This window comes from Sphingobium sp. B2D3C (genome assembly GCF_025961835.1).
GTDB lineage: Bacteria > Pseudomonadota > Alphaproteobacteria > Sphingomonadales > Sphingomonadaceae > Sphingobium.
On sequence record NZ_JAOQOK010000001.1, the window covers coordinates 2,953,914 to 2,980,160 of the forward strand.

A 26,247-nucleotide genomic window follows, 5' to 3' on the forward strand; every position below is an offset into this window, starting at 1 on the left:
TGTCGGGTCAGAGGGGCAAAGTCGAGCCGCTTTCGTTGGGCTGGTATCGAGCCGGCAAGTTGAACAGCGCCGCGAAGTGCGCCTCCAGCGCCGCATCGCCACTCACGCTGAGCTCGCCCGTCTCGGCAAGCTGGTCGACGGGCATCTTGCCGTAGAAGCGCTTGGCAAGGCCGCGCGCGCTGCCCTCATAGGCGAAGTCCGGCGCCGAGACCTCGCCGGCTTCGACATGATAAAGCCCGCGATCCAGACTGGCGCGATAGGGCGTGCCGTCAATGCGAAAGCCGACCTGCAGCACCATCTCCGCCGCCGCTGCCCGATCCAGATTGATCTTGAAGGAGAGCATCATGGCCGTGCCGTTGAGCGGCAGCATCCGGTCATGCGTCGGCGAGCGATAGGCCCATTGCGCCATCGCCAGCACCATCGGCTCGGCCTCCCTGCCCCATGGCGTCAGGCCATAAACCTGCACATTGGCGGGCGGCGGCAAGCGCAGACGCTCGACAATGTGGCGCTCCTCCAGCTCGGTCAGGCGCTGGGTGAGCACATTGGCGCTCAGCCCCGGCAAGGCGGCGCGCAGATCGGAAAAGCGACGCGGCCCAAGCAGCAATTCTCGGACGACAAGCAGCGCCCAGCGCTCCCCGACCAGATCGAGCCCGTGCGCAAGGCCGCAGGCGTCGTCAAACCGGCGCTTCTGCGGCGGATTCGGCTCGCGAGTTATTTTTTCTAACTCCATAGTTGCAACATCTAATTTCTTCCGTCAAGGTCGGTGATTCGGATGGGTCGATACGGCGAGAGGGTTTGGGAGAGGACGGGTAGCTGCCATGGAACGGATGATTTTCGTCAATTTGCCAGTCACGGATCTGGCACAGTCGATGCGCTTCTATGAGGCGATCGGAGCAGTCAACGATCCGCAATTCACCGACGAGAGCGCCGCGATGATGCGCTTTTCCGAGACGATCTGCGTCATGCTGCTCACCCGCGAGCGCTTTGCCAGTTTCACGCCGCGAAAAATTCCCGATGCGCATGAATGTGCGCAAGTGCTGCTCGCACTCAGCGAGGAGAGCCGTGCGTCCGTGGATGCGATCACGGAGCGCGCGGCTGCCGCGGGCGGCACGCCCGATCCCAATCCGCTGCAGGACCACGGCTTCATGTATGGCCGCAGCTTCGCCGATCCCGATGGCCACATCTGGGAAACCGCGTGGATGGACATGAGCGCCGTCCCGCAACCGGCCTGAGCGCTTCGGCAGGAGATGCGACCATGTCCTTCCAGGCCTATCTGGACACGATCAAGGCAAAAACCGGCCAGTCGCCGGACGACTTGCGCGCTTACGCCGCCTTTCAAGGCTTTCTCGACGACGAGAAGAAGCTGCGCCCGGAGGTGAAGGCGGCGACGCTGGTCGCCAGTCTCAAGCGCGATTTCGATCTCGGTCAGGGTCACGCGATGGCAGTCTACGCCCTGCTCAAGGGTACGCGCAAGGAAGGCGACTGAGCCCCTGCGGCATTCAGACCGCATAGAGAGGAGTGATACATGTCTCAGAGGGATAGCGCCTCCATCGAGGTGACTGCATTTTCATGGGTGCCGCCGTTCGCGCGCGGCCATGTCCGCGATCTGCGGGTGCGCTGGGCGCTGGAGGAGGCAGGCCTCGATTATCGCACCCGCCTGATCAGCGCCATCGACCGGCCGGCGGACTATTATCGCGAGCAGCCCTTCGGCCAGGTGCCGCATTATCGGGAAGGGGATGTCGCCCTGTTCGAGAGTGGCGCCATCGTCCTCCACATCGCCGAGAAGGACGAGCGGCTGATGCCGCGCGATCCCGTCGGGCGGGCGCGGGCGATCACATGGGCCGTCGCCGCACTCAACAGCATCGAGCCGGGCATCATGCACCTTGCCGACATCGACCTGTTCTGCGCCGGGCAGGAGTGGGCGAGGCTGCGCCGCCCGGATGCCGTCAAGCAGGTGGAAGGCCGCCTCGACCGGCTTGCCGCAGCGCTGGGCGACAAACCCTGGCTGGAAGAGCGCTTCACGGTCGGCGACCTTCTGATGGTCGAGGCGCTGCGCAATCTCTCGCCGGATCGCCTCGCCATACCGGACGTGCTGACCGCCTATGTCGCGCGCGGCGAGGCGCGTCCCGCATTCAAGGCCGCCATGGCGGCGCAAATGGCCGACTTCATCTCCGATGATGCGGTCCAATCAGAAGGAGTATCCGCATGACCTATATCGATGGCATCCTCGTGCCGGTGAAACCCGGCCGCAAGGCAGACTATCTGGAAATCGCCCGCCGGGTCGATCCACTCTTCATCGAATATGGCGCGCTGCGCGTGGTGGAGGGCTGGAATGACGATGTGCAGCCCGGCAAGACCAACGATCTGCGCACCGCCGTCCTGGCGGAAGAGGGCGAGGATGTCGTCTTCTCCTGGATCGAGTGGCCGGACAAGGCGACTCGCGATTCCGGCTGGCAGAAGCTGATGGCCGACGAGCGCATGGCGCACGCCCCGGAGGACAATCCAATGGTCGGCCCGCGCATGATCTACGGTGGGTTCACCGTGATTCTGGACGAGCGCAAATAGCATTGGCGGGAGGAGGAGGCCCCATGACCAACAGGCACGGCGAATTCATCTGGTACGAGCTGATGACCTCCGATCTGGCGGCCGCACGCGCCTTCTACGGGGCCGTGGTCGGCTGGAGCATCGCGGAGCGAAGCGACATGCCGGGCATGGACTATCGCATGATCCGCGCCGCCGATGGCGAGGTCGGGGGCATGATGGCGCTGGATGCCGAGATGATCGCCGGCGGCGGCCGCCCGATCTGGCTCGGCTATATCGGCGTCGATGATGTCGATGCGATAGCGGCGGCGATCCCGGCCATGGGCGGTCGCCTCTACGTACAGCCGCAGGACATCCCCGGTGTCGGCCGCTTCGCCATGGCCGCCGACCCGCACGGCGCGCCCTTCTACATCATGCGTGGCAGCGTCGAGGGTGGCGTCAGCCGCGCCTTCTCGCCGCAAGCGGTGGGCCATTGCGGCTGGAACGAACTATCCTCGCCGGACCAGCCGGCAGCGCTCGCCTTCTATACAGGCCTGTTCGGCTGGACCAATCCCTCCGCCATGCCGATGGGGCCGATGGGCGACTATCGCTTCCTGTCCGTGGGCGATCTGCCCATCGGCGCCAGTCTGGAACAGAAAGACCAGCGGGCCGAATGGCGCTTCTATTTCCGGGTGCCGTCCATCCGCGCTGCGATGGAAGCAGTGGCGGCGCATGGCGGCACCATCACCACAGGCCCCCATGAGGTTCCCGGCGGTGACTGGGTCGTCATGGGCACCGATCCGCAGGGCGCGCGTTTTGCGCTTGTGGGCGGTCGATAAGGAGGAGCGAGCATGACCAGCGCGATCACGCCCTGCATCTGGATGGACGGGACAGCCGAGGAGGCCGCGACCTTCTACGTCTCGCTCTTCCCGGATTCCCGCATCGACCGGATCGTCCGCTATGTCGATGACTCGCCCTTCCCGCCCAATTTCCCCGCCGGCACGGCCATGCTCGTGCTGTTCACGCTGAGCGGCCGTCCCTTCTCCGCATTGAACGGCGGGCCGATGTTTCCGCAGACCGAAGCCGTGTCCTTCGTCATCCCCGTCGAGGATCAGGCCGAGCTGGACCGCGTCTGGACCGCACTCATCGCGGATGGCGGCGCGGAAAGCATGTGCGGCTGGTGCAAGGATCGCTTCGGCGTCTCCTGGCAGGTCGTGCCGCGCCGGGCGCTGGAGATGCAGGCCAGCGACGACGCAGACGCCGTCCGCCGCATGAGCAGCGCGCTGATGACCATGCACAAGATCGACATCGCCACGCTCGAAACCGCCTTTTCCGGAGACTGACCCCGTGAGTTACATCCTCTTTGCCCATCCCTTCTCCAGCTACAGCTGGAAGGCGATGATCGCGCTGCACGAGAAGGAACTGCCCTACACGCTGCGCAATGTGGAAGACGAAGGCGTGATGGACGCGCTGCGCGACCAGTGGCCGCTCGGCAAGTTCCCGGTGCTGATGGATGAAGACACACCGGTGATCGAGGCGACGACGATCATCGAATATCTCGACCTGCGCCACTATGAGCGCGCGCCCTTGATTCCCGCCACTGCCCATGATGCGCTGGATGTGCGCTTCATGGATCGCGTGTTCGACAATCATGTGATGACGCCGGTTCAGGCGGCGGTGACCGAGGCCCTGCCCCACCTCATCGGCGCGAGCGATCCGGTGCGCACCCAGCGCGCGCGCGATGCGCTCGAGACCATTTATGGCTGGCTGGAAACGCGGCTGACCGGGCATCTCTGGGCCTCGCCGCAAGGGTTCAGCATGGCGGATTGCGCCGCCGCGCCGGCTCTGTTCTATGCCGATTGGGTCCACCCCATCGGCGAGCGCTATCCGGAAGTGCGCGCCTATCGCGGGCGGCTGAACGAGCGCCCGTCGGTTGCCCGCTGCATCGAGGGCGCGAGGCCCTATCGCCATTATTTCCCGCTCGGCGCGCCGGACCGGGATTGAAATCCTCTAACCATCGGCCGGCTGCCGAGGGGTCACGCTCCCACGCTCCCCCCGGCCTGTGGCCCCTGTAGTGATCAGTGCTGGCTCGCGATCCGGGTTTCGCCGCCCTTGCTGATCTGCACGGTCTCACCCGCGCCTTCGATCCGCGCGCCGGCATAGCTCAGCTCCTTCTCGGTCACGCAAACCCGGCGGGACATGCGCGTGCCGGTCGTCGCCTGCTGCTTGAAGCAATAGAAGGTCTGGCCACCACGCTTCAGCACCTTGGCCGGGATCTGATAGGTAGCTTCGGCAGCAGGCGCGGCCAGCGCCGGCTGGGCCAGCGGCAGGATGGCGATAGCGGCAGCGGCGGCGATCAGATGAAATTTGCTCGACATGTTGGTTCTCCCTACTGAATTTTTTCAGTCCCGAATGACTGACACACAAGGCACTGCACTTTGCGTGCCAAATCATAAAAACACGTCTTTTCAGTGGGTTGAAAATCAGGAGGCTCAGCGCCTTCAAAAGTCTCCTCCCACAGGTTGGTTATTCATTCAGATAGTTGGCGAAATTCACCATCACACACCGAGCGCCATATCGAGAGCACGCTATTTTGTTTGCGCGTCATCCGCTCTACGCTCACCACCGCGAACAGAATGGGGGGCACACACCCCGTGAGGAGAGCCAGATGATGAGGATGACGAAGGCGGCGTCGAACGCGCCCGCCAAGGCCCGCGAGGCACGGCGCTGAATGGTCTGGCCGCACAGCTTCACCGATCTGCGTGACGCCGCCCGCCGCCGGCTACCGCGCTTCCTGTTCGATTATGTCGATGGCGGGAGCATCGACGAGCTGGCCCTGGCGCGCAACAGCGCCGCCGTTCGCGCCGTCACCTTGCGCCAGCAAGTGCTGAACGACGTCTCGGCATCCGACCTCTCGACCACTTTGTTCGGCCAGAAGCTCGCCATGCCCCTGATGCTCGCGCCGATCGGCATGGGTGGATTGCTGGCGCGGCGCGGCGAGGCGCAGGCGATCCGCGCTGCCCATGCCAACGGTGTGCCGATGGTCGCCTCGACCGTGACGGTCTGCTCGGCGGAAGAAATCGCCGGCACCGGCCACCCCTTCTGGTTCCAGCTCTACATGGCGAAGGATCGCGCGTTCATCGCCGATCTGCTGGCCCGGGTGAAGGCACTGGGCTGCAACACGCTGTTCATGACCGTCGACCTGCCCTTGCCCGGCCCGCGCTGGCGCGACCAGCGCTCGGGGCTATCGGGGCCGCCCGGCCTGCGCGGTCAGACCCGGCGCTGGCGTGAGATCCTCGCCCATCCCGGCTGGGCCTGGGATGTGGGACTGCATGGCCGCCCGCATACGCTCGGCAATCTGGTGCCGATCATGAACGGCAAGGTGCGCATGGGCGATTTTCTGCGCTGGAGCGGCCAGAACTTCGATCCGTCCGTCACCTGGAAGGATCTGGCCTTCGTTCGCGAGCATTGGTCCGGCACGCTGGTGCTCAAGGGCATCATGGACCCGGCCGACGCAGTCCGCGCGGCGGAGATCGGTGCCGATGGCATCGTCGTCTCCAACCATGGCGGCCGCCAGCTCGATGCCACGGTCGGCACCGCGCAGGCGCTGCCGGATATCGTGGCAGCGGTGGGTGATCGCCTTACCGTGCTGATCGATGGCGGCATCCGCAACGGCCTCGATGTGCTGCGCATGCTGGCGCTGGGTGCCAAGGGCGTCATGATCGGCCGCCCCTGGGCCTTCGCCCTCGCCGCCGGGGGAGAAGCCGCCGTCTCCCGCATGCTCGCACAATATGCGCTCGAACTGCGCTCCGGCCTCGCGCTAACCGGCTGCGCCCGCGTAGCGGACGCCGGGCCGCATCTGCTCGATCATCGGGGCGGGTTCGGTTCGGGACACGCGCAACCTTAGCCCCTCCTGTTCAGAGGAGGGGTTGGGGTGGTGCAGCAACCTCGCGATGACTCTTGGCGATGCGATGCGCGCGCATCGCCACCACCCCCGGCCCCTCCTCTCAACAGGAGGGGAGATTAAGCCTCCCCGTCAGGCCGCCTGTTCAAGGGCGGTCGAACCGCTTTCCAGCAACATCGTCGCCGCCGCCGTGTTGGAAATGGGGATGTGATAGTTCCGGCTGACCTCGGCCACATCATCACCCAAGGCCCCACGCGCCGCGATCCAGTTGACGATCTCGATGCCCTGGCTGCCCGCTTCCTCGACAATATCGAGCGCGCTGATTTTCGTCAGCGCATCCGGATCGGGGCCCAGATTGTCCATGCAGAACTGATCGTAGCGCTGGTTGATGAAGCCGGCGCGTTCCCCGTCGAGCTGGTGGGAGAGCCCGCCGGTGCCGAACACCACGATCCGCTCATCGCCCTGCCAGCTGCGCAGCGCCTTGCCGACCGCGCGACCGAGCGCAAGGCAGCGCTTGGGGCTCGGCAGCGGATGCTGCACGGTGTTGATGGCGATGGGCACGATGCGCACCGGCCACTGGCCGCCGCCGGGCCATGACAGCTGGAACGGCACGACCAGCGCATGATCCACGAGCATCGACTGGCAGGTCGTGACGTCGAATTCGTCCTCCACCAGTCCCTCGATGATGTGCCAGGAGAGGGCAGCGTCGCCCTTGAATCCGTTCTGCACCGGCAGGCCCCAGCCCTCATCGGCATTGTGGTAGCTGTCCGCCGCGCCCACCGCGAAGGTCGGCATCTTGTCGAGGAAGAAGTTGAGCCCGTGGTCATTGTAGAAGACCACCGCAACGTCCGGTCTGGCTGTCGCAAGCCAGCGATGGATCGGCTTGAACCCGTCGAAGAACGGGCTCCAATAAGGGTCCTGCTCCTGACCGCGCGCAATGGCGCCGCCGATTGCCGGCACGTGGCTGGTAAAGATACCGCCGAGAATATGCGCCATGGCTCAGGCCTCCTCTTGCTGATGGGCTGCGTCAAGCAGCATTTGACGGAAAGCCTCGACACTCATGCCGGTCTGCTGCGCCCCCACATCCTGCACGTTGAGGCCATAGATGCCGGCCAGCTTGGCGAGATAATAGATGTTGCCGCCCGCCTCGATCATCTGGAGGACATTGCGGGCGCGGACCGCCTCGCGCTGCTCTTCGGTCAGATGGAAGCGCTCGAAATAGGCTTCCTCGTCCGCCTGATAGGCGGCGCGATTGGCAGCATCGTTGAACGAAAAGCACATGGCGTTCAGCGCGAAGCCGCGCGCCGCCGCATCACCGTCGAAGACCGGCGTACCGGGAATGACTCGTTTGGCGGTCGTTCCCGCCTCGATCGTTTCGATCGCACCCATTGATCCATGCTCCTGCTTCAGGACTGGATCCGTCACTGCGCTCCCCGCGCTGAGCAGACATTGACCTTGATCAAGCAGGGGATGTTGATCGCGCGGGGGGTCGTCGTCGCAGCGCCCCTGGCGCTAGGGGGTCACCAGAAGGCGCGGCGATTAAGCTCGTGACCGAAGGCAAGCAGGGCGACGCCGAGCAGCGTATAAGGCGTCTCGCCGGCCCAGCCATGCGGCAGGCTGAGCGCCCCGGCCATGATGCCAAGGCCGAGCGCGCCGACCGCGACCGGCAGCGCCATGCCATGCTTGAGGGCGCCGTGGCCGAGCGCCAGCGCGCCGAGCACCATGGCGATCATCAGGCCGGCTTCGTGGATGATCTCCGCCTCGAAAATGCCCGCAACCGAAGACAGCACGCCCACGGCAATGGCCGTCGTCAGGCAATGCACGGCGCACAGGCCGGACAGGCCGATGGCCAGCCGGTCGAGCTGTGGCATTGTCCACATCCGGGGTGCGGTGAGCGTTCTCATTGCAAGGGCCATACGCCCCCTCGCGGGAAGATACAACATATCCTTTGCCTCCGGGTGAGCCCTTTATGCGGGGGGCTTGCTTCCGCCGATCCCGCGGCGCATGGGGACCGGATGGCTGAACTTGCGCACTCGTCCTCGCCCGGTGCGCCCGCGGTCAGCGGGCGCCATCTTGGCCGTCCCGCCACGCTGGCACGCTGGCTGTTTGTCGTCGCGGGCCTGATTCTCTTCATGGTGGCGGTGGGTGGCATCACCCGCCTGACCGAGTCGGGCCTCTCCATCACCGAGTGGAAGCCGGTGACCGGCACCCTGCCGCCCATGAATGAGGCGCAGTGGCAGGAAGAGTTCGACCAGTATCGCACCAGCTCGCAATATGCGCTGATGAACAAGGGCATGACGCTCGAAGCGTTCAAGCACATCTATTTCTGGGAATATTTCCACCGTCTGGTCGGCCGCATCATCGGCCTTGCCTATGCCGTGCCGCTGGCGTGGTTCGCGCTGCGGCGCGCCATTCCGCGCGGCTTCGGTGTCCGCCTGCTGGTGCTGCTGGCGCTGGGCGGCGCGCAAGGCGCCGTCGGCTGGCTGATGGTGAAGAGCGGCCTTGTCGACCGGGTGAACGTGCAGCCGGCGATGCTCGCCGCGCATCTGGGCATGGCACTGATCCTGCTCGGCGCCGTGGTGTGGACCGCCTGCGACTTCCTGCGCCTGGCCCGGCACGATGCCGCCAATCCCGCCAGCCCCACCACGTCTGCCGCCCTCGCGCCGCGACGGGCCGTGCCGACATGGGCGGGCACCATCCCCGTGCTCATCCTCTTCGTCCAGTTGCTGCTCGGTGCGCTCACCGCCGGCCTGCGCGCCGGCTATGTTTCCAACACATGGCCGATGATGAACGACCGCTTCGTGCCGGACGGCATCGCATGGTGGGGGTCGCTGTGGATGACGCTGACCAGCGATCCGTTCCTCGTCCATTTCCTCCATCGCTGGTGGGCCATGGTCGCGGCGGGCGCCATGCTGTGGATGGCCGGGCGCCTTCATGCCCAGGGCGCGCTTCGCCTCTCTTATGCGCTGACCGGCGCCACGCTGGTACAGGTGATGCTCGGCATCGGCACGGTGCTGACCGGCGTGTCGCTGCACATTGCCGTGACGCATCAGGTTACCGGCGCGCTGCTTCTCGCCATCGCGGTGGCCGGCGCGCATCGACTCGGCCAGCGGGATCGCGAATCGGATCTCACGCCTGCGCGCGCATGAGCGAGATCGCTCTGGTCTACGTGCCTTATGGTTCGCGCGCGGAAGCTGAAGCGGCGGGCCGCCAGATGGTGCAAGAGCGACTGGCCGCCTGCGCCAATGTCTTCGGCGAAGGCTGCTCGATCTATCCGTGGGATGGCGTCATCGAGCAGAGCGCCGAAACGGTGGTGCTGTTCAAGACCGCGCCGGACCGCTGCGCGGCGCTCATGACCGCCATTGCGCAGGCCCATGCCTATGATCTCCCCGCGATCCTCACCTGGCCCGCGCACACCACCCCGGCCTATGCCACCTGGGTGCACGAAAAAACCCGGCCTGACGCCCGTCTGGACTGATAGGGTATTCTGATACCCGTCAGCAAGGGCGTGCTTTTTCTTGACTCTCCGCCCCCTCATCGCCATTGGGGCCGCGCGGGCGGTGCCTTTTCCGGGGCGCCGCTGTTGTTATTTTCTGGATACTCATTCCTGGAGGCAAGAGGCCATGAAGGCGCTCATGAAGACCACCAAGCCGGCAACCCCGGCCACGGTCGAGAAGAAATGGTTGCTGATCGACGCCGAGGGTCTCGTCGTTGGTCGCGTCGCGAGCATCATCGCGAACATCCTGCGCGGCAAGCACAAGCCCAGCTTCACTCCCCATGTCGACTGCGGTGACAATGTCATCGTCATCAATGCCGACAAGGTGAAGTTCACCGGCAACAAGCTGACCGACAAGCGCTATTACAAGCACACCGGCTATGCCGGCGGCATCAAGGAGACCTCTCCGCAGAAGGTGCTCGAGGGTCGTTTCCCCGAGCGCGTGCTGGAGAAGGCCGTGGAGCGCATGATTCCGCGCGGTCCCCTCGGTCGTCAGCAGATGCGCAACCTGCGCGTCTTCGCGGGCAGCGAACATCCGCATGAAGCCCAGAACCCCGAAGTGCTCGATGTTGCGGCGATGAACCGCAAGAACAAGGTTGGTGCCTGATGTCCGATACCGTCAACTCGCTGTCCGATCTGCAGGACCTCACCCAGGGTAACGCCGATGCGCCCGCCGCCACCGACGCCGTGCAGGCACCGGTGAAGGTGTCGAACGCGCCGCTGCGCCAGCAGGAGCTGGACAAGCAGGGCCGCGCCTACGCCACCGGCCGTCGTAAGGATGCCGTCGCCCGCGTGTGGGTGAAGCCCGGCACCGGCAAGATCACGGTCAACGGCCGCGATCAGGAAACCTATTTCGCACGTCCCACGCTGCGTCTCGTCATCAATCAGCCCTTCACGGTCACCGACCGCACCGGCCAGTATGACGTGATCTGCACCGTGAAGGGTGGCGGTCTTTCCGGTCAGGCCGGCGCCGTGAAGCACGGGATCGCGCAGGCGCTCAGCAAATATGAGCCCACGCTGCGCGCCGCCGTGAAGGCAGAAGGCTTCCTCACGCGCGACCCGCGCGTCGTCGAGCGCAAGAAGTACGGCCGCGCCAAGGCTCGCCGCAGCTTCCAGTTCTCGAAGCGCTAAGAACGTCGGCGTCGTTTCGCGGAGCAGACCATGGTCCGGCTCCGCGGACGAGCAGAAGCTTCAGAATTTCCCGTCCGGGATCGGAACAAGGGCTGCTCTTCAGGGCGGCCCTTTTCTTTTGGACGCGTTGTGGGCGCAGCGCTCATAGGTTCACGCGCGACGGCTTGACCTGCAACAGGGCTCACCTACTTTGGCCTTGCGGGCCGGGCCCCTCTGGCGATCCCCTATGGATCGTGATGTCGGACCGCATCGAGTGCGCTCGGTGCCGGGTCCAGACCCATTGAAGACCTGCATCAGTCACCCGATCGACAGTCGTTCCATCGGAGGTTTTTCATGTCATCAGCCCAGTCCATGCCCTGCCCCGTCTGCCGCGTGCCGCTCGTGATGAGCGAGCGCCAAGGCGTCGAAATCGATTATTGCCCCCAATGCCGTGGCGTGTGGCTGGACCGGGGCGAGCTGGACAAGATTATCGAGCGCGCCAGTGCCGAATTGGCGCCTGCCGCCCCGCCGCAGACCCGCGCCGAGCCTTATCCGCCCCAACCTCAGATCCAGCAGCCGTACCGCGACGAGCGATATCGCGAGCAGGGCTATCGAGACAGCGGCTACCGCTCGCATAAAGGCTATCCCAAGCGGAAGAAGTCGTTCCTCGAAGAGCTGTTCGACTGATCGAGGGTTTAGCTCTCACCAGCCGTCCACGCCCTGCGCAAGCCGCCGCTCAATGCCGATCCGGTCCAGAAACGCGGCATCGTGGCTCACGACGAGCAAGGCGCCGTCATAGTCGGCGAGCGCCTGCTCAAGGAGCTCGGTGCTCTCTATGTCGAGATGATTGGTCGGCTCATCGAGGATTAAAAGCTGCGGCGGCACCGGCCCGCTTGTGATCACGCACAGGGCGGCGCGCAGCCGCTCGCCGCCACTCAGCACCGCGACATCCTTCAGGGCATCGCGGTTGCGAAAGGCGAAGCGAGCCAGCGCCTCATGCGCCATGTGCGGGGTCATACCGGGATGCGCGGCCAGCATCGCTGCTTGCAGGGTCTGGCCGGGCCTCACAAGGTCGGCATGCTGGTCGAGCATCGCGATCCGGCCCGGCCCGCGATGGATGGTCCCCGCGCTCGGCTCGGCCAGGCCGACCGCCAAGGCCAAAAGGCTGGTCTTGCCACTGCCGTTCGGGCCCGTGATCGCGACGCGCTCCGGCCCGGTCATAGCAAAGGACAGCGGGCCGAACAGCCGGCGCCCGCCCCGTGCCAGCACCACATCCTCAAGCCGCAGTACCGTGCGATTATGCGGGAGGCCGGCCGATGGCAGATTGATCTGCAGCGGCGTCAGAACCTCCACCTGCGCGCGGGCGGCCTCTAGCGACTGGCTGGCGGCGCCGATCTGGCGCTCGGCCTGATGACGCTCGCGCGCCCCGCTTTGCTCGGCTTGCTCCGCCCGCTTGCCGAGCAGAATGCGCGGCTGATCCCCCCGCGCCCGGGCAGTGCGCCCGGCCTTGTCCCGCCGGGCCTTGCGCTCGGCCTGAGCCTGGGCATCCCGCTGCTGCCGGGCGAGCGTGCGCTGGCTGCGATCCAGCTCGTCCTCGGCCCGTGCGCGCATCGCATCGCGACTCGCCACAAAGGCGCTCCAACCCCCGCCGACGCTGAAGGCCCCGACCGGCGAGAGCTGGACGATCCGGTCCATGCCTTCCAGCAGCGCGCGATCATGGCTGGCGACGAGCGCGCCGCCCGGCCAGCGGCCCAGCAACGCCGCCACCGCGGCCCGGCCGGCGTCATCGAGATTGTTGGTGGGTTCATCGAGCAGCAGCAGTTCGGGCTCTGCAAGCAGCATCGCCGCCAGCCCGACGCGGGTGCGTTCCCCACCAGACAGCGTCGCGCAATCGCGATCAAGGCCGGTGCCGGTCAACCCGACATCGGCCAGCGCTCGCTCAAGGCGCTCGGGCAGAGTCCAGTCCGCCTCCGCTGCATCCTCCAGCGATCCTTCGCCCGCGTCCAGGCGCGCCAGTCTCTCCAGCGCATCGGACAAGCCGAGCGCATGTGCAACGCTGCCAGCATCCGGCTGGATCTGCCGCAAGGTGCCGATGCGCCCGGTCCGGTGGATCGTCCCCGCCTGCGGCGCGCCGCCCTCTGCGATCAGCGCGAGCAGGCTCGACTTGCCGGCGCCGTTGCGCCCGACAAGGCCGACCCGCTCCCGCCCGATGGCGAGAGTCAGGTCAGAGAAAAGCGCCGTCCCGTCAGGCCGGGCGAGCGTGACGTGATCGAGGGTGAGAAGAGCGGGATTTGGGCCGGGCATGGAACACCTGTGACGAAGGAACAATCGGGCGGATGTCCGGTGCCTTGTCCATGATGATGTGCTCCTGCTGGCGTTGAAGGTGCGATGTAAGCGCGATCGTGCGCGGAATCAAATCCGCCGCACCAAGCGCGCAACGAGAAGCATCGCGGCGGGAAAGCTGAGTGCCCACAAGGCACCCACCCAGATCAGCCACGGCCAGAACATCTGCAGCGCCAGCGCCGGCATGAGGAGGCCATTGGCGAGCAGGGCTGCATGAGCCGCGTGGCCGCCCCGCCCGGCGGGAAGCGCGAAGGCAGCCAGCAAGGTAGCGAGACTCATCAGAGCGTAGCCCAGCAGATCCACCGCGAAGAGGAAGCTACGATAGGGCAGGAAGAGAAAGGGCTCGATGCCGGCCGTATCGCCGCTGGCCAGTCTCGGCGCGACGAAAGTGAGCTGAACGAAATAGACGAGGCCCGTAAGCGTCGCGTACATGATCGCGAAGCCGAACGCGCTTTGGCTGAAGGCCCGGCGCCCCAGCGGCGCGAGCCGATGCAGGGCGGCCATGAGGATCACAAAGGCTGGGCCGAGCAGCAGCGACGGCGTGAGCAGCAGCGCCAGCCCGCGCGGGGTGCTGGCAGCATTCGGGCCGCCGGCAGAGCCCAGCAAGCCGAGCCATTCGAGCAGTTGCCCGCCGACATAGGCGAGGGCGAGCAATGCGCAGGCCAGTGCAGCCGCATAAGCGAGCCGTGCGGCGATCGCGCGGTCCTGCTGCTCTGAAGGATTGCCCATCGTCTGCCGCTCGTCTCCCAAGATGTGCACAGGATAGGTCGGCCATCAGCGCAGGGCTTTGCGCGGGATCAACCCATCCTCCATATTGCCCGCTGGCGGCGGGGGTGCTAACCGCCATCCTCATGCACACGCCGCCTGAAACCATTCACGTTCATGCTCGCCGAGTCTCCTGTGATGGCTCGGGCCACGGCATCCCCGCTGCGCTGGGGCATCCGCGCATCTTCCTGGAGATCGACGAGCATGGCTATGTCGATTGCGGCTATTGCGACAGGCGCTTCGTGCTGGCGGGTGGCCCGGCCGACACCCCAGACATCGTGAACAAGCCAGACATTTCGTCCGGCGCCAGCCTCTGAACGGCTGACGACCCACCCGGCGAAGACCGGGCCATCAACGGAGAGGATCGACCGCCCATGCCATTGCATCCCGTGCCGGTCGACGATCCCGCTGTCTGGACCAGTACCGAAATCGGTGGACGCGAGGGCTTCACCCATCGGCTTTCCCCTGCGCAACGCGACGCTATCGATCGCGCCGTGCTCCGCGTGCGCGGCCGAGTCGCGCATGACATCCGGCGCGAGGATTTCTCCTGCCCTGAAATCGACGCGCTGATGAAGGCAGCGCGCTGGCAGCTTTTCCATGGCTGCGGCGCGGTCATCCTCGCCGGGATCGATGCTGGCCGCTATGATCTGGCAGATCATGAGCGGCTCTATTGGGGGCTCGGCACCCATATCGGCGCCGGCGTGGTGCAAAGCCCGCGTGGCGACCATATCGCCCATGTCCAGAAGGAAGAGGGCGGGCCGCCGCGCGGCTACACGTCCGATCTGGAACTGCGCTCCCATACCGATTTTCACGAAGTCCTCTCGCTCTACGGCCTTCGTGCCTCGGCGCAGGGCGGCGAGAGTGGTGCTGTCAGCCTGCTCGCCATCCACAACATCATGGCCCGCGAGCGACCCGATCTTCTCGCCCGTCTCTACGAAGGCCATTATATCGACTGGCCCCAGCGGCAGCAGCCTCATGAAGAGGCGCTGCCCTTCTTCTGGACACTGGATGGCAAGACGAGCGGGTTCAACAACCGCGTGTTCCTGCGCCATGGCCGCGAGCCGGAGAAGCTGCCTGCTGCGTTCCGCGAGGCGCTCGCCCTGTTCGACGAGATCGCGCTGCGGCCCGATGTCCGCGCCGATTTCGTGCTGCAGCCCGGCGAGATGTTCTTCTGGCACAATTTCCTCGTGCTGCACTCGCGCCAGCAATTCCATGACACGCCCGATGCGCGCCGCCTGCTGCTGCGCCTGTGGCTGAACATCCCGGACGGACGGCCGATTCATCCCGCCATGCGCAGCCTGACGGCGGAGATTGATGCATATCATGGCGGGGTTGCGGTGCCGGCCTAGGAGGGACCGATCATCTTGGGAGGACGGCCCATGCCTCGTATCCTGCTCGCTCTTCTGTGTTTTCTCATCGCGATGCCGGCGCAGGCCAGCACGCCCTGGTCCCGCCCCGCGGCAACCACGCTGCTCGATTATGGCCGGAAGATCGACTCGCACGGCCTCGATCCGCGCGATTATGAGCTGGACCGGCTCAGCACTGCCCTTGGCGCTGGAGACCAGCGCGGCCTTGACATCGCTGCGACGCGCAGCTTTGCCTTGATAGCCCGCGACCTCGCCAATGGCCGGGTGCCTGCCGACCAGCGCCGCCTCTCCTATTTCCGCACCCCCAATCTCAGCCCGGACGCGGTGCTCGCCCTGATCGACCGCGCGCTGAGCAGCGGCGATATCGCTGCCGAGCTGGACCGGCTGGCCCCTGCCCATGCCGATTATCGCCGGCTCCGGGCCGCGCTGCTGAGCCTGCCGGCCGATGCCGTGGCGGACCGTGCCCGGCTGCGCGCCAATCTCGAGCGTTGGCGCTGGCTGCCCCGCGACATGGGGCCGCGCTATCTGATCGTGAACGTGCCGGAATATGTGGCGCAATTGGTCGATCGCGGTGCGGTGCTGGTCACGCACCGGGTGATCGTGGGCAAACCCGGCACGCCGACGCCCCAATTCACCACCACCGCCACTGGGGTCATCCTCAACCCGACGTGGACCGTGCCGCAGTCGATCGTGCGCGAGAGCGTCGGTGCGCTGATCCGCACGCGCCCGGCCACAGCCCGCGCGCGGGGCTATAGCTGGACCCAGCAAGGCGGCAGCCTGCAGGTCGTGCAGCAGCCAGGCCCCGGCAACGCACTCGGGCAGATGAAGATCGACATGCCCAACCCGCTCGCCATCTTCCTGCACGACACGCCGAGCAAGAGCCTGTTCGAGAAAGAAGAGCGCACCTTCAGCCATGGCTGTGTGCGCACGGACCAACCGTTCGACCTCGCCGTGGCGATGCTCGCCGGCACGGACTGGACGCGAGCGCGGATCGACGCTGCAGTCGCCGCCGGCACCACCGTGACGGCCAAGCTGTCCCCGCCGCTTCCGGTCTACATCGTCTACATGACCGTGCGTGCCGATGCGAAAGGCCGGCTTAACAGGTTCGATGATGTCTACGGGCTGGATGGCGACATTGCCGCGGCCCTCGGCGCCGGCAACCTCGCCGCGACCCGGCAACTCTCCAGCATGGGATGTCTGGCCGGCTAGGCGCCCGTAACACGCTCGTCAGTGGCGCCTCACACCTTGTCGGCGTAGAGCATCCGTCCGGGGCCGAGCCAGTCGAGCAGAGGGTTGATCTGCGTTTCGCTCACGGCGAAGCAGCCCTCGCTGCGGCCGAGCTTGCCGAGGCGCTTCACCATGTCGTCATTGCTGTACCAGGCGCCATGAATCACGATGGCGCGCGCCTCGGCATTGTCGTTGCTCGTCTCCAGCCCAATCAGCCGCTGCGAGCGGCCATGCTGGCCGGTGTAATGGGCGCCGGTGAGATAGGCTCCGCGCGAGCTGGCGTTTGAGCCGGGCGCATTGCTGAAGCTGTGCAGGAAGCCGCTATGCGCCGGATCGGACCCACGCCCGTGCGCGACGGTCAGTAGCCGGTGGAGGCCGCTCTCGCGATCGACCAGCAGCATCCGCGCGGCGGCCGAGGGCAGCGAGAAGTCCACGACGACGAACCGGTCGCGCAACTTGACGCTATACTGGTCCATGGCCGCTTCCGCCTTGGCAACGAGCTTGGCCCATTGCGGCGGCGTGCGCACGGCGGCGCGCACACTGGCAGGCACCAGAGCAGCCCATGCGGCCGCTCCAGCGAGCGTAAGAAACTGACGGCGATGCACAACGGACATGACGGCTCTTTTCGATCAATCGATGATTGCAACGCGCCCCGCATCCCGTCCCCGCGGAGGCTTCGATAGATCGGAAAATAGGGGAAGAGCCTCCATTTGCCAACCCCCGTGCGGTGCATCGCGCGTTTCGCTGGCCGCGCGATGGGCAAGAAAACCCCACGACCTGACCACCCCGTGCTCCTGCGAAGGCAGGAGCCTAGGGCGCATGGGACCGCCAAACCGCCCTGGGCTCCTGCCTTCGCAGGAGCACGTGGTGGATGGATGGAGACCAAGTGATCTCCTCAAGCTGGCTGAGGCGGGACATAATTATCTCGGGTAGCAGCGGCGCGCCGCCTGCCGAGCCGGATGCACACCGCACCCAGCCCGCCTCTTCACCCCTTCATCCCTCGAGCTGCTTCTGCAGCGTGCGGATATCCGCATCCATCTCGGGATTATCGAGACGCATCGCCTCGATGGTCTTCACGGCGTGGATCACCGTGCTGTGGTCCCGTCCACCGAACACGCGGCCGATTTCCGGCAGCGAGCGCGGCGTGAGCTTCTTGGCCAGATACATCGCCACCTGACGCGGCCGGGCAACGGCACGCGCGCGACGCTGTGAGCGCATTTCGGACTGGTCGATCCGATAATGGGCCGCGCACAGCTTCTGGATCTCATCGATGGTGATGCGCCGGTGGCTGGCCCGCAGCGATTCGGCCAGCATCGACTGGGCCAGTTCGGTGGTGATCGCCTTGTCGACGAGCTGGGCATAAGCCACCAGCTTGTTGAAGGCGCCCTCCAACTCCCGAATGCTGGTGCGGATGGCCCCGGCGAGCAGGGCGATGACGTCGTCCGGCACGGCGATGTCCGCCACCGCCTCGCGCCGCGCTTCCAAGATCTTCATGCGCAGCTCAAGGCCGGCAGGCTGGATGTCGGCGACCAGCCCGCCCGCCAAGCGGGACAGGATGCGCGGATCGACCGAGCCAAGCTGCTGGGGCGGCCGATCGGCGGCGATCGCGATCCGCGCACCGGCATCGATGAGATCGTTGAGCGTATGGAGGAATTCCTCCTGTGTCGGCCCCTTGCCGGCGATGAACTGGATGTCGTCGACCAGCAGCATCCGTGCTTCGCGCAGCCGGGCCTTGAACGAGAAGGTGTCGTTGGCGCGAATCGCCGCCACGAACTCGTTCATGAACCGCTCGGCCGACATATAGAGGATCGCCCCCTCCCTCGGCGGCGCACCGGTGCTGCCGCCAAGCGTCTCGCCATAGGCCTGCGCAATGGCGTGGAGGAGGTGCGTTTTGCCAAAGCCGGTCGGGCCGTGGATGAACAGCGGATTGAAGGCCGGGCGGGTCGCGCCGGCCATGGCCTTGGCAGCCGACGCCGCCAGCACATTGCTCTCGTCCGTCATGAAGCCAGCGAAATCGTGACGCGGCTCGAAGCGTTGCGCAGCGCGCCGCCCCGCCGACTCGCGGTTGGTCGATGCGTCTTGCGAGGACGCAAGCGCCCGCGCCGACTGGCCCGGACGCGCCGTGCTCTCCTGTGGGCGGAAGCCGCGCGGGGTGACCGGCACCGTTTCAGGCGCTTCGCTGGCTCGAACGATGCGCAGGTCATGCACGCCGACCGGCGTCGTGCGCCAGGCCAGAGCAATACGGGTGGCGAAATTGCTGGAAACATAGCTCGCCGCGAATTCCGACGGCGCCTCGATATCGAGCGTGCCGGACTGGGCGCAGAAGCTGCCCAGCCGCAACGGCCGAATCCATTGATCGAACAGGCGAACCCCGACGGCCCTGCGCAGCCCCGCGCGGATCTCCGTCCATGCCTGTTCCAGCGCCTCGCGCTCGGGCTGCTCGCCGATGTCGACTGGCCCGATGCCGTCGGCAACGCTGCTGAAATGTTGCTGATTCACGTGTTGCCCCATGTCTTCCCGATCCCCGATCGTCCTACTCCTCGCAGGTGATCTGCTGTCAGACGCTGGACGCGAAAATCCCTCGCGGGAGTGCCCCTCCCACGTCCAGTGTTCAACTCAGACCGCTGTATGACGAGGCTACGATTCGAGCCCCGCCGAGGGCAAGTTGTGGCAGTGCTCGCCCCCCCGATCAAGCACGCCCTCTGTCAAAAATCTGAAATAAAATGCTTGACCACGGAATCCCGACCGGAAGGACGGTTAAACAGATAAACCACTGATATTTAGCATGTTTTTCCAGACTTGGGAGGCCGGAATTGGCTGCGCCCGCTGCGAATCGTTGGGATTCCGAAGATCAGGTCACGGCGCTCCTGCGCCCCGAAAGTTTAACCGTTCGGACACCATTTGCGCTTGTCCTCTTCTTGTTCTCACGCGGCTCGCTCAGCGCGCTCCGTCGGGTTCCATCGAGGCCTGCGACTCGGACGTCCAGCCACCTCCCAATGCCTTGTGGAGTGCAATCGCAGCCTGGACCGCCCCCGCCTGCGCGCGGTTCAGCTGCTGCATCGCGGACTGGCGCGCCAGAGCGGCCCGCGCCAGGGCGAGCCGGTCGTCCTCGCCAGCGGCCTGGCGGCGGGACACCAGCGCATAGGCAGCCTCTTCCCGCGCCAGCGTCTCGCGTGCAGCGGCGAGCCCCTCAACGCTGCGGTCGAATCGATTGATCGCGTCTTCACTGTCCGCCAGCGCGCCGACCACGGCGCCATCATAGCGGGCCGCCGCTGCCTGCGCGCGCGCATCGGCCGCACGCACCATCGCCCGCGCCCGCCCGCCGTTAAACAGCGGCCAGAACAGACCGCCCCCGCCCTGCAGCCGGGTGCTGTCCCCGCTCACCAGATCGCCGATCGCGCGGGCCTGCTGGCCGACAGCCAGGCTGAGCGACAGGCGCGGGAACAGATCGGCCCGCGCCACGCCGATATCGGCCGTGGCTGCCGCCAGCTCCCGCTCGGCGCCGAGAATATCCGGCCGACGCCGCAACAGCTCGGAGGGCAGGCCCGCCGCAATGGCCGGCGGCGGCGCGGGAATGGCGCCCGGCTGCTCCAGTTGCGGGACCAGCGCCGCGGGTTCCTTGCCGACGAGCCGCGCCACCTGCACCGCTGCGCTCCGCACGCCGGCCTGCGCCTGCGTTACCGCCAGCCGGGCGGTCTCGGCCTCGCCCCGCGCGCGGCCGGCATCGATGGCATTGGCTTCGCCAGCACGCTCCAGCAGCCCCGCCAGATCGGCAAGCTGCGTGCGCGCGGCAAGCATCTCCTGCGCGACCGCAAGATCCGCCTGCGCCTGCCGCAGACCGACATAGGCCCGGGCCAGCTCCGCGATGAGCTGCATCCGCACCGCTTGCGCCGAGAGCGCCGCCGCCTCGCTACGCGCCTGCGCGGCCTCACTTTGACGCGCCTGCCGGCCCCACAAATCAAGTTCCCAGCTGGCGTCGAAGCCGACATCGAACAGTGGGAAGTCCCGCGCGAAACCGGGAATCTGGCCCACCGGCATCTGGCCATTCTCGCTCAGCACCACCTGATTGCCGCTGGCGCTCGTCGTCACCTGCGGCAGGCGCCCGCCGCGCACGGCATCGCGATTCGCCCGCGCCTCCGCGACCCGCGCCTGTGCCTCGCGCAGGTCCGGATTGCGGGCCAGCATCTGCTCGACCAGCCCGTTGAGCATGGGATCGTGCAACTGCTCCCACCACCGCTCGGCCTGCACGGCGCCCGTCCCAGCCTCGCCCAGCCAGCGATCCGCCAGTTGGGTCTGCGGCGGCGCATAGGCGGGACCGAGCGCGCAAGCGGAGAGCAGGAGTGGTGCCAGCGCAGCGCCGGCGAGCGGAGGAAGAGAGGTAACACGCATGGACTTCACTCCATTCGGGCACGGAACAGCCAGGCCGCCGCACTCAGAGAGACGAGGGCTATGACGCCAAGCGGCCAGAGCTGATGGAACACGACGGCGGCGGGCATGGCCTTCAAGAACAGGCCCTGCACGATGATGAGGAAATAGCGGACCGGATCGGCGTGCGTAATGATCTGCAGCCAGTCCGGCATATTCTCGATCGGCGCGGCATAGCCGGAGAGCAGGATGAGCGGCACGGTGACGATGAACGAGCCGAGAAACGCCTGCTGCTGCGTCATCGACATAGCCGAGACGAGCAGACCCAGGCCGATGAGGGCAAGCTGGTAGAACAGCATCGCGATGATGAAGAGCAGGAAGGAGCCGGTGAAAGGCACCCCGAAGGCAACCTGCGCCACCACCAGAAACAACACGCCATTGACCATGCCGACCAAGAGCGGTGGCACCATCATGCCGATGAGAATCTCATGCACTCGCATGGGCGAGACCATCAGCTGATCGAACGTCCCAAGTTCCCGCTCGCGGGCCACCGCCTGCGAGGTGATGGCGATGCCGGCGATGGAGATGATCAGCGCCACCAGCCCCGGCAGGGTGAACCACATATAATCGAGGCTGGGATTGTACCAATGCGTCACCGCGCTGCCGCCGGCCATGCGCGCACTGATCGGCGCCAGTTCCGCCCCATAGCCCGCCGCGATCTGGTTCACATAGCCCGCGACGATCTGTGCGGCATTGGACCGGCGGCCATCCAGCACCAGGCCCAGCGTGGCGCTTTGGCCTCGGGCCAGCCGCTGGTCGAAATCCTCCTGAATGACGAGCGCCGCAAGCACCTTTTGCTCGTCGATCGCCTCTTCCATCGCCGCCATGGAGGGCAGCACGATGACGTCCCGAAAGCGCGGACTGCCCTCAATGCGCTGGAGCAATTCCTGCGCATGGCCGCCGCCGGAACGATCGACGAGGCCGATGTCGACATTCTTGACGTCCAGCGTGGTGGCGAAGGTGAAAATCAGCAACTGAATCAGCGGCGGCAGCACGAGCACGATGCGCGACTTGGGGTCGCGCAGCAGCGCCCAGATTTCCTTGACGATCATCGCGCGCAGGCGGGTGAACCGGGCAGGCAACTGTAGCATCGGCATCAGTCGAGGCTCCGCCGCGTCGCGCGGAAGCAGAGGATGAAGAACAGGAGGCCAAAGCCCAGCATGATGAGGATATTGGGCAGGATGATCGCCCAGATGTCCCCGGCCATGAACACGGTTTGCAGCGCGGGAATGAGGTAGCGCGCCGGCACGGCATAGGTCAGCGCCTGGATCGGCCAGGGCATCGATCCGATCTCGAAGATGAAGCCGGAGAGCAGGAAGGTGGGCAGGAAGGAGGCGAGCAACGCCACCTGACTCGCCACGAACTGGTTGCGCGTCGCCGCCGAGATGAACAGCCCCAGCCCCAGCGCCGGCAGCAGAAAGGCGGCAGCGATGGCGAACAGGGCGAAGATCGACCCGTGGAAGGGCAGCCCGAAGGCGGTCACGGCAATCACGGTGCACAGCGCCATTGAGACCATGCCGAGCAGGAAATAGGGCAGCACCTTGGAGAGAATGAACTCGGTCATCCGCATCGGCGTGGCCAGCAGCGCCTCCATGGTGCCGCGCTCCCATTCACGCGCGACGACCAGCGCGGTGAGCAGCGTCCCGATCATCGTCATCACGATGGCGATAGCGCCGGGCACGAGGAAATAGCGGCTCTGCAGGCCCGGATTGAACCACATGCGCTGGGAGACATCGATGGGCGGCGCAGCCCTGCGCCCGAGCCGCATCCCCAGCTCGTCGGCCATCCATGTTTGCCGCACCCCCTCGGCATAACTGGCGACGAAATTCGCCTGATTGGGCTGAGTGCCATCGGTGACGATCTGGATCGGCTGCGGCGTGCCCTGGGCCATGGCCCGGCCGAAATCGGGCGGAATGACGACGAAACCACGGATCGCCCCCTGCTGCATCAGCGCGCGGGCGGGCAGCACGGCATTGAGCGGGGTGGCCTGGAAATAGGGCGAATGGGCATAGGCCTGCGCCAGCCGCGCGGCCGGCGCGCTGTCATCCTGCACGACCAAAGCGATCTTGGTGTCGCGCGGATCGAGGGAAATCGCATAACCAAAGAGGAAGAGCAGCAGCAGGGGCATCGCAAAGGCGATGAGGAAGGTCGAAGGATCGCGCCGGATTTGGGCATATTCCTTGACGATCAGCGCCAGCAGCCGGCGGCGCGAAGAGCCCGCCATGGCGCCGGCACCCGCCTCCACCTGCGCCAGACCCGGGTCGGGATCGGCCCTGCTCATGCCGCTGCCTCCGCGTCCCGGTGGGCGTCGGACGCCTCGATGAGGGCGATGAACGCATCCTCCATCGTGGGATCATCCTTGCCGGTCAGTTCGCCGGCTTTGGCCTTGAGCGAATCGGGCGGACCGCTGGCGATCTGCCGCGCGCGATAGATGAGCGTCACATCGTCGCAATATTCGGCCTCGTCCATGAAATGGGTGGTGACCAGTACCGTGACGCCGCGCCGGACGAGTCCGTTGATATGCGTCCAGAACTCGCGGCGCATCACCGGATCGACACCGGATGTCGGCTCATCGAGGAACAGCACCGGCGGCTCGTGCATCACCGCGCAGGCCAGAGCGAGGCGCTGCTTGAAGCCGAGCGGCAGCGTCCCGGCATTGCGCTTGAGGTTGCCGCCGAGCTCGAAAATGTCCGTCACACGCTCGATCGCCGCGCGCGCCTGTGCGCCAGCCAGATCATAAGCCCCGGCGAAGAAATCGAGATTCTGGGCGACCGACAGATCGCCATAGAGCGAGAATTTCTGCGCCATATAGCCCAGCGATCCGCGGGCCTGTGCGGCGGCCCGGCGCAAATCGTGCCCGGCCACCGATCCGCTGCCCTCACTCGGCGTGAGCAGGCCACACAGCATCTTGAACGTGGTCGATTTGCCGGCGCCATTTGGCCCGAGCAGGCCGAAAATCCGGCCACGCGGAACCGTGAAGCTCACATCGCGCGCCGCCGTGAAGTCGCCGAATCTTTTGGTCAGCCCCCTGGCTTCGATGGCCGGTGCATCGCTGGCGGGAATCTCGCGATAGGCCGCCGCCAGCGCGCTGGTCCCTTCCGGCCCGCCCCCCAGCCGCTCGATGAACCCATCCTCGAAGCGCGCGGGTGCCCGAGACACCTGCGTTTCCGGCCCCATATCGAGTGCATCGGCATCAGGCACCGCATGGCCTTCGCCGATGAGCAGGCGGATCGCGCGGCCCTGCAAGGTGCCGTCGATCACGTCCAGCCGGTCGAGTGCGCGGGTGAGCGCCTGCCGCCGACGCTCCGCAAAGCCGGTGACCCGAATCACGCGGTCGCTGATCGCATCGGTCAGCGTGGCCGGCGGGCCGGTGAACAGCGTCCGTCCCTCGCTCAGCAGGTACACCGTGTCGCACAGCTCGGCCTCATCGAGATAGGCGGTGGACCAGAGCACGCCGATGCCCTCCTTGGTCAGCTCAGCAACCATGGCCCACAACTCGCGGCGGCTGATCGGATCGACGCCCACGCCCGGCTCGTCCAGCAGCAGCAATGGCGGCGTGCTCACCAGCGCGCAGGCCAGGCCCAGCTTCTGCTTCATGCCACCCGAGAGCTTGCCGGCCGGGCGCGCCTGAAAGCGGGCGAGATCGGTGAATTCGAGCAGGCGCTTGAAGACGCTCTCCTGCGCATCGCGCGGCAGACCCCGCATCTCGGCATAAAGGACGAGATTCTCACGCACGGTCAGGTCTTCATAGAGGCCGAAGCGCTGCGGCATGTAGCCGATCGAATCAAGGCGGTCGGCCGGCGGCGCGCCGAGAATGGAAACGGCGCCCTGGTCCGCCCGCATCAGCCCGGCCAGCACGCGAATCAACGTCGTCTTGCCGGCGCCATCCGGCCCGACCAGCCCGGTGACCTTGCCCGGCACCACCACCAGGTCGACCCCGCCGAGCGCACGTGTGTCGCCGAACGCTTTCACGATCCCCGTGGCCGTCGCGACCGGCTGGCTATCGCCAGCGACTGGCGCGAGGTCACTCATATCGGCCTGCCGCCGTTATTCCGTCGCGATGGCGACGTCCCGCGCATGGTCAGCGCTTCGCTGTGGGGGCGGGATCGGCGATGGCAACGCTCACCGGCTGGCCCTGCCGCAGCTTGCCGTCCGGATGATCCACGACGATCCGCAAGCGATAGACCAAGTCGGTGCGCAGATCGCTCGTCTCCACCGTCTTGGGGGTGAATTCCGCGCGCGGCGAAATATAGCCGATGATGCCTGAATAAGACTTGGGGTTGCCGTCCGCCGTGATCGTGACCGTCATACCCGGCGCGATCCGGCCGAGCTGGTTCTCGGCCACATAGGCTCGCACGCGCACAGGACGATCGATGGCCAGCGTGAAGACGGTTTCGCCCGGCGCCACGATCGCGCCGGGTTCGCGCGCGCGCGTCACCACCACACCATCCACGCTCGCGAGCAGGCGGGCGTCGTCGAGATCGGTGCCAACGCCCTTGCGGGCAGCCTCTGCCGCCTGCACCGCCGCGCGCGCCGCCTCGACGTCTTCGCGCCGCGCGCCGGTGCGCACCAGGGTCAGCGCCGCCTGCGCCTCGGCGAGCTGGGCATTAGCGCGATCGCGCATGGCGACGGTCGATTCCCACACATCGCGGCTGATTGCGCCCGGGGCGACCAGCGGCTGGCGGCGCTCATAATCGCGCTGGGCATCGCGCGCCGCCGCCTGCGCCGCCGCAAGGCGGGCCTGCGCCTGGGCGACATCTTCCGGCCGGCTGCCACGCTGGAGCTTGAGCAGTTCCGCGCGAGCCTGCGCCACGCGCGCATCGGACTGGGCGACGGCGCTGTCGATAGAGGCCCGGTCCAGCTCGGCCAGCAGCATGCCCTGCTTGACTCGCTGGCCTTCCTCGACCGGGATCTGCGCGATCCGTCCGCCGACCCGGAAGCCGAGATCCACTTCACGAATGTCGACATTGCCATAGAGCGTCAGAGGCCCGTCATCCCGCCCCAGCAACCCGAAGCCGCGCGTGCTCACGGCAGCGATCAGCAGGACGGCGACGATGATGAGCACGATCAGGCGCTGGCGGGTCATGGCG

At 66.4% G+C, this 26,247-nt stretch carries 30 protein-coding genes; 16 read left to right on the forward strand and 14 right to left on the reverse strand.

The window, feature by feature from the left end:
- Window positions 1–7: 7 nt before the first annotated feature.
- A complete protein-coding gene (locus tag M2339_RS13615; protein ID WP_264588230.1) occupies window positions 8–730 on the reverse strand; it encodes a winged helix-turn-helix transcriptional regulator in 723 nt (240 codons plus the stop codon).
- A gap of 88 nt (window positions 731–818) precedes the next feature.
- Here M2339_RS13615 and M2339_RS13620 point away from each other — a divergent pair, with 88 nt between their 5' ends.
- Genes M2339_RS13620 through M2339_RS13650 form a run of 7 tightly spaced genes read left to right on the forward strand, consistent with a single transcriptional unit; the run spans window position 819 to window position 4,524 of the window.
- Window positions 819–1,232, forward strand: a complete 414-nt coding sequence (locus tag M2339_RS13620) for a VOC family protein (RefSeq protein WP_264583931.1) — start codon at window positions 819–821, stop codon at window positions 1,230–1,232.
- A 23-nt stretch (window positions 1,233–1,255) separates the two neighbouring features.
- Complete coding sequence (locus M2339_RS13625) at window positions 1,256–1,486, forward strand: DUF4287 domain-containing protein (protein WP_181560962.1); 231 nt, start codon at window positions 1,256–1,258, stop codon at window positions 1,484–1,486.
- 39 nt (window positions 1,487–1,525) lie between these two features.
- Window positions 1,526–2,209 carry a glutathione S-transferase family protein gene (locus tag M2339_RS13630; RefSeq protein ID WP_264583930.1) on the forward strand — a complete coding sequence of 228 codons (684 nt, stop codon included), beginning with the start codon at window positions 1,526–1,528 and terminating at the stop codon, window positions 2,207–2,209.
- Entirely contained in the window at window positions 2,206–2,565 is a 360-nt protein-coding gene (locus M2339_RS13635; RefSeq protein WP_181560964.1) for a DUF1428 domain-containing protein, read from the forward strand. The genes M2339_RS13630 and M2339_RS13635 overlap by 4 nt, the downstream gene beginning before the upstream one ends.
- Window positions 2,566–2,588: 23 nt before the next feature.
- Window positions 2,589–3,359, forward strand: coding sequence for a VOC family protein (locus tag M2339_RS13640; RefSeq protein ID WP_264588229.1), 771 nt, complete (start codon window positions 2,589–2,591; stop codon window positions 3,357–3,359).
- Between the two features lie 12 nt (window positions 3,360–3,371).
- Window positions 3,372–3,863, forward strand: a complete 492-nt coding sequence (locus tag M2339_RS13645; RefSeq protein WP_264588228.1) for a VOC family protein — start codon at window positions 3,372–3,374, stop codon at window positions 3,861–3,863.
- 4 nt (window positions 3,864–3,867) lie between these two features.
- Window positions 3,868–4,524: a glutathione S-transferase family protein gene (locus M2339_RS13650; protein WP_264588227.1), complete on the forward strand. Its 657-nt coding sequence runs from the start codon at window positions 3,868–3,870 to the stop codon at window positions 4,522–4,524.
- 74 nt (window positions 4,525–4,598) lie between these two features.
- Here M2339_RS13650 and M2339_RS13655 read toward each other — a convergent pair whose 3' ends face one another.
- On the reverse strand, window positions 4,599–4,898 hold the full coding sequence (locus M2339_RS13655) for a hypothetical protein (protein WP_264588226.1): 300 nt from the start codon (window positions 4,896–4,898) through the stop codon (window positions 4,599–4,601).
- Between the two features lie 353 nt (window positions 4,899–5,251).
- On the opposite strand from M2339_RS13655, the gene M2339_RS13660 reads away from it, so the two are divergent.
- The gene (locus M2339_RS13660; protein ID WP_264588225.1) at window positions 5,252–6,427 is read left to right on the forward strand and encodes an L-lactate dehydrogenase; all 1,176 of its coding nucleotides are present in this window, start codon (window positions 5,252–5,254) and stop codon (window positions 6,425–6,427) included.
- Between the two features lie 129 nt (window positions 6,428–6,556).
- On the opposite strand, the gene M2339_RS13665 is transcribed toward M2339_RS13660, so the two are convergent.
- From M2339_RS13665 to M2339_RS13675, 3 genes are all read right to left on the reverse strand, one after another.
- Entirely contained in the window at window positions 6,557–7,420 is an 864-nt protein-coding gene (locus M2339_RS13665) for a class III extradiol dioxygenase family protein (RefSeq protein WP_264588224.1), read from the reverse strand.
- 3 nt (window positions 7,421–7,423) lie between these two features.
- Window positions 7,424–7,813: a protocatechuate 4,5-dioxygenase subunit alpha gene (locus tag M2339_RS13670; RefSeq protein WP_264576948.1), complete on the reverse strand. Its 390-nt coding sequence runs from the start codon at window positions 7,811–7,813 to the stop codon at window positions 7,424–7,426.
- 131 nt (window positions 7,814–7,944) lie between these two features.
- Entirely contained in the window at window positions 7,945–8,328 is a 384-nt protein-coding gene (locus M2339_RS13675) for a MerC domain-containing protein (protein WP_264574071.1), read from the reverse strand.
- Between the two features lie 111 nt (window positions 8,329–8,439).
- On the opposite strand from M2339_RS13675, the gene M2339_RS13680 reads away from it, so the two are divergent.
- From M2339_RS13680 to M2339_RS13700, 5 genes are all read left to right on the forward strand, one after another.
- Window positions 8,440–9,573 carry a COX15/CtaA family protein gene (locus M2339_RS13680; protein WP_264588223.1) on the forward strand — a complete coding sequence of 378 codons (1,134 nt, stop codon included), beginning with the start codon at window positions 8,440–8,442 and terminating at the stop codon, window positions 9,571–9,573.
- The gene (cutA, locus tag M2339_RS13685; RefSeq protein WP_264588222.1) at window positions 9,570–9,902 is read left to right on the forward strand and encodes a divalent-cation tolerance protein CutA; all 333 of its coding nucleotides are present in this window, start codon (window positions 9,570–9,572) and stop codon (window positions 9,900–9,902) included. The genes M2339_RS13680 and cutA overlap by 4 nt, the downstream gene beginning before the upstream one ends.
- A 145-nt stretch (window positions 9,903–10,047) precedes the next feature.
- Complete coding sequence (gene rplM / locus M2339_RS13690) at window positions 10,048–10,527, forward strand: 50S ribosomal protein L13 (RefSeq protein ID WP_181560974.1); 480 nt, start codon at window positions 10,048–10,050, stop codon at window positions 10,525–10,527.
- On the forward strand, window positions 10,527–11,051 hold the full coding sequence (gene rpsI, locus M2339_RS13695; RefSeq protein WP_264571594.1) for a 30S ribosomal protein S9: 525 nt from the start codon (window positions 10,527–10,529) through the stop codon (window positions 11,049–11,051). The genes rplM and rpsI overlap by 1 nt, the downstream gene beginning before the upstream one ends.
- A gap of 333 nt (window positions 11,052–11,384) precedes the next feature.
- Complete coding sequence (locus M2339_RS13700; RefSeq protein ID WP_264588221.1) at window positions 11,385–11,717, forward strand: zf-TFIIB domain-containing protein; 333 nt, start codon at window positions 11,385–11,387, stop codon at window positions 11,715–11,717.
- Between the two features lie 15 nt (window positions 11,718–11,732).
- Here M2339_RS13700 and M2339_RS13705 read toward each other — a convergent pair whose 3' ends face one another.
- Window positions 11,733–13,334 carry an ABC-F family ATP-binding cassette domain-containing protein gene (locus M2339_RS13705; RefSeq protein ID WP_264588220.1) on the reverse strand — a complete coding sequence of 534 codons (1,602 nt, stop codon included), beginning with the start codon at window positions 13,332–13,334 and terminating at the stop codon, window positions 11,733–11,735.
- Between the two features lie 108 nt (window positions 13,335–13,442).
- On the reverse strand, window positions 13,443–14,102 hold the full coding sequence (locus M2339_RS13710; RefSeq protein ID WP_264588219.1) for a hypothetical protein: 660 nt from the start codon (window positions 14,100–14,102) through the stop codon (window positions 13,443–13,445).
- Between the two features lie 122 nt (window positions 14,103–14,224).
- Here M2339_RS13710 and M2339_RS13715 point away from each other — a divergent pair, with 122 nt between their 5' ends.
- Genes M2339_RS13715 through M2339_RS13725 form a run of 3 tightly spaced genes read left to right on the forward strand, consistent with a single transcriptional unit; the run spans window position 14,225 to window position 16,714 of the window.
- Window positions 14,225–14,455, forward strand: a complete 231-nt coding sequence (locus tag M2339_RS13715) for a zinc-finger domain-containing protein (protein WP_264588418.1) — start codon at window positions 14,225–14,227, stop codon at window positions 14,453–14,455.
- A gap of 57 nt (window positions 14,456–14,512) precedes the next feature.
- Window positions 14,513–15,487 carry a TauD/TfdA family dioxygenase gene (locus M2339_RS13720; protein ID WP_264588218.1) on the forward strand — a complete coding sequence of 325 codons (975 nt, stop codon included), beginning with the start codon at window positions 14,513–14,515 and terminating at the stop codon, window positions 15,485–15,487.
- A gap of 30 nt (window positions 15,488–15,517) precedes the next feature.
- Entirely contained in the window at window positions 15,518–16,714 is a 1,197-nt protein-coding gene (locus tag M2339_RS13725; protein ID WP_264588217.1) for a L,D-transpeptidase family protein, read from the forward strand.
- 29 nt (window positions 16,715–16,743) lie between these two features.
- On the opposite strand, the gene M2339_RS13730 is transcribed toward M2339_RS13725, so the two are convergent.
- The 7 genes from M2339_RS13730 to M2339_RS13760 all read right to left on the reverse strand — a co-directional run bounded on the left by M2339_RS13730 (window position 16,744) and on the right by M2339_RS13760 (window position 26,243).
- Window positions 16,744–17,346: a murein L,D-transpeptidase catalytic domain family protein gene (locus tag M2339_RS13730; protein ID WP_264588216.1), complete on the reverse strand. Its 603-nt coding sequence runs from the start codon at window positions 17,344–17,346 to the stop codon at window positions 16,744–16,746.
- A 379-nt stretch (window positions 17,347–17,725) separates the two neighbouring features.
- Window positions 17,726–19,243, reverse strand: coding sequence for a chromosomal replication initiator protein DnaA (gene dnaA / locus M2339_RS13735; RefSeq protein WP_264588215.1), 1,518 nt, complete (start codon window positions 19,241–19,243; stop codon window positions 17,726–17,728).
- A 426-nt stretch (window positions 19,244–19,669) separates the two neighbouring features.
- On the reverse strand, window positions 19,670–21,121 hold the full coding sequence (locus M2339_RS13740) for an efflux transporter outer membrane subunit (protein WP_264588214.1): 1,452 nt from the start codon (window positions 21,119–21,121) through the stop codon (window positions 19,670–19,672).
- 5 nt (window positions 21,122–21,126) lie between these two features.
- A complete protein-coding gene (locus M2339_RS13745) occupies window positions 21,127–22,254 on the reverse strand; it encodes an ABC transporter permease (protein ID WP_264588213.1) in 1,128 nt (375 codons plus the stop codon).
- Window positions 22,254–23,438, reverse strand: coding sequence for an ABC transporter permease (locus M2339_RS13750; protein WP_264588212.1), 1,185 nt, complete (start codon window positions 23,436–23,438; stop codon window positions 22,254–22,256). Before M2339_RS13750 ends, M2339_RS13745 begins: the two co-directional genes overlap by 1 nt.
- The gene (locus M2339_RS13755; RefSeq protein WP_264588211.1) at window positions 23,435–25,189 is read right to left on the reverse strand and encodes an ATP-binding cassette domain-containing protein; all 1,755 of its coding nucleotides are present in this window, start codon (window positions 25,187–25,189) and stop codon (window positions 23,435–23,437) included. Before M2339_RS13755 ends, M2339_RS13750 begins: the two co-directional genes overlap by 4 nt.
- Window positions 25,190–25,238: 49 nt before the next feature.
- Window positions 25,239–26,243 (reverse strand): HlyD family efflux transporter periplasmic adaptor subunit, encoded by a 1,005-nt coding sequence (locus tag M2339_RS13760; protein ID WP_264588210.1) that lies wholly within the window; start codon window positions 26,241–26,243, stop codon window positions 25,239–25,241.
- Window positions 26,244–26,247 lie beyond the last annotated feature (4 nt).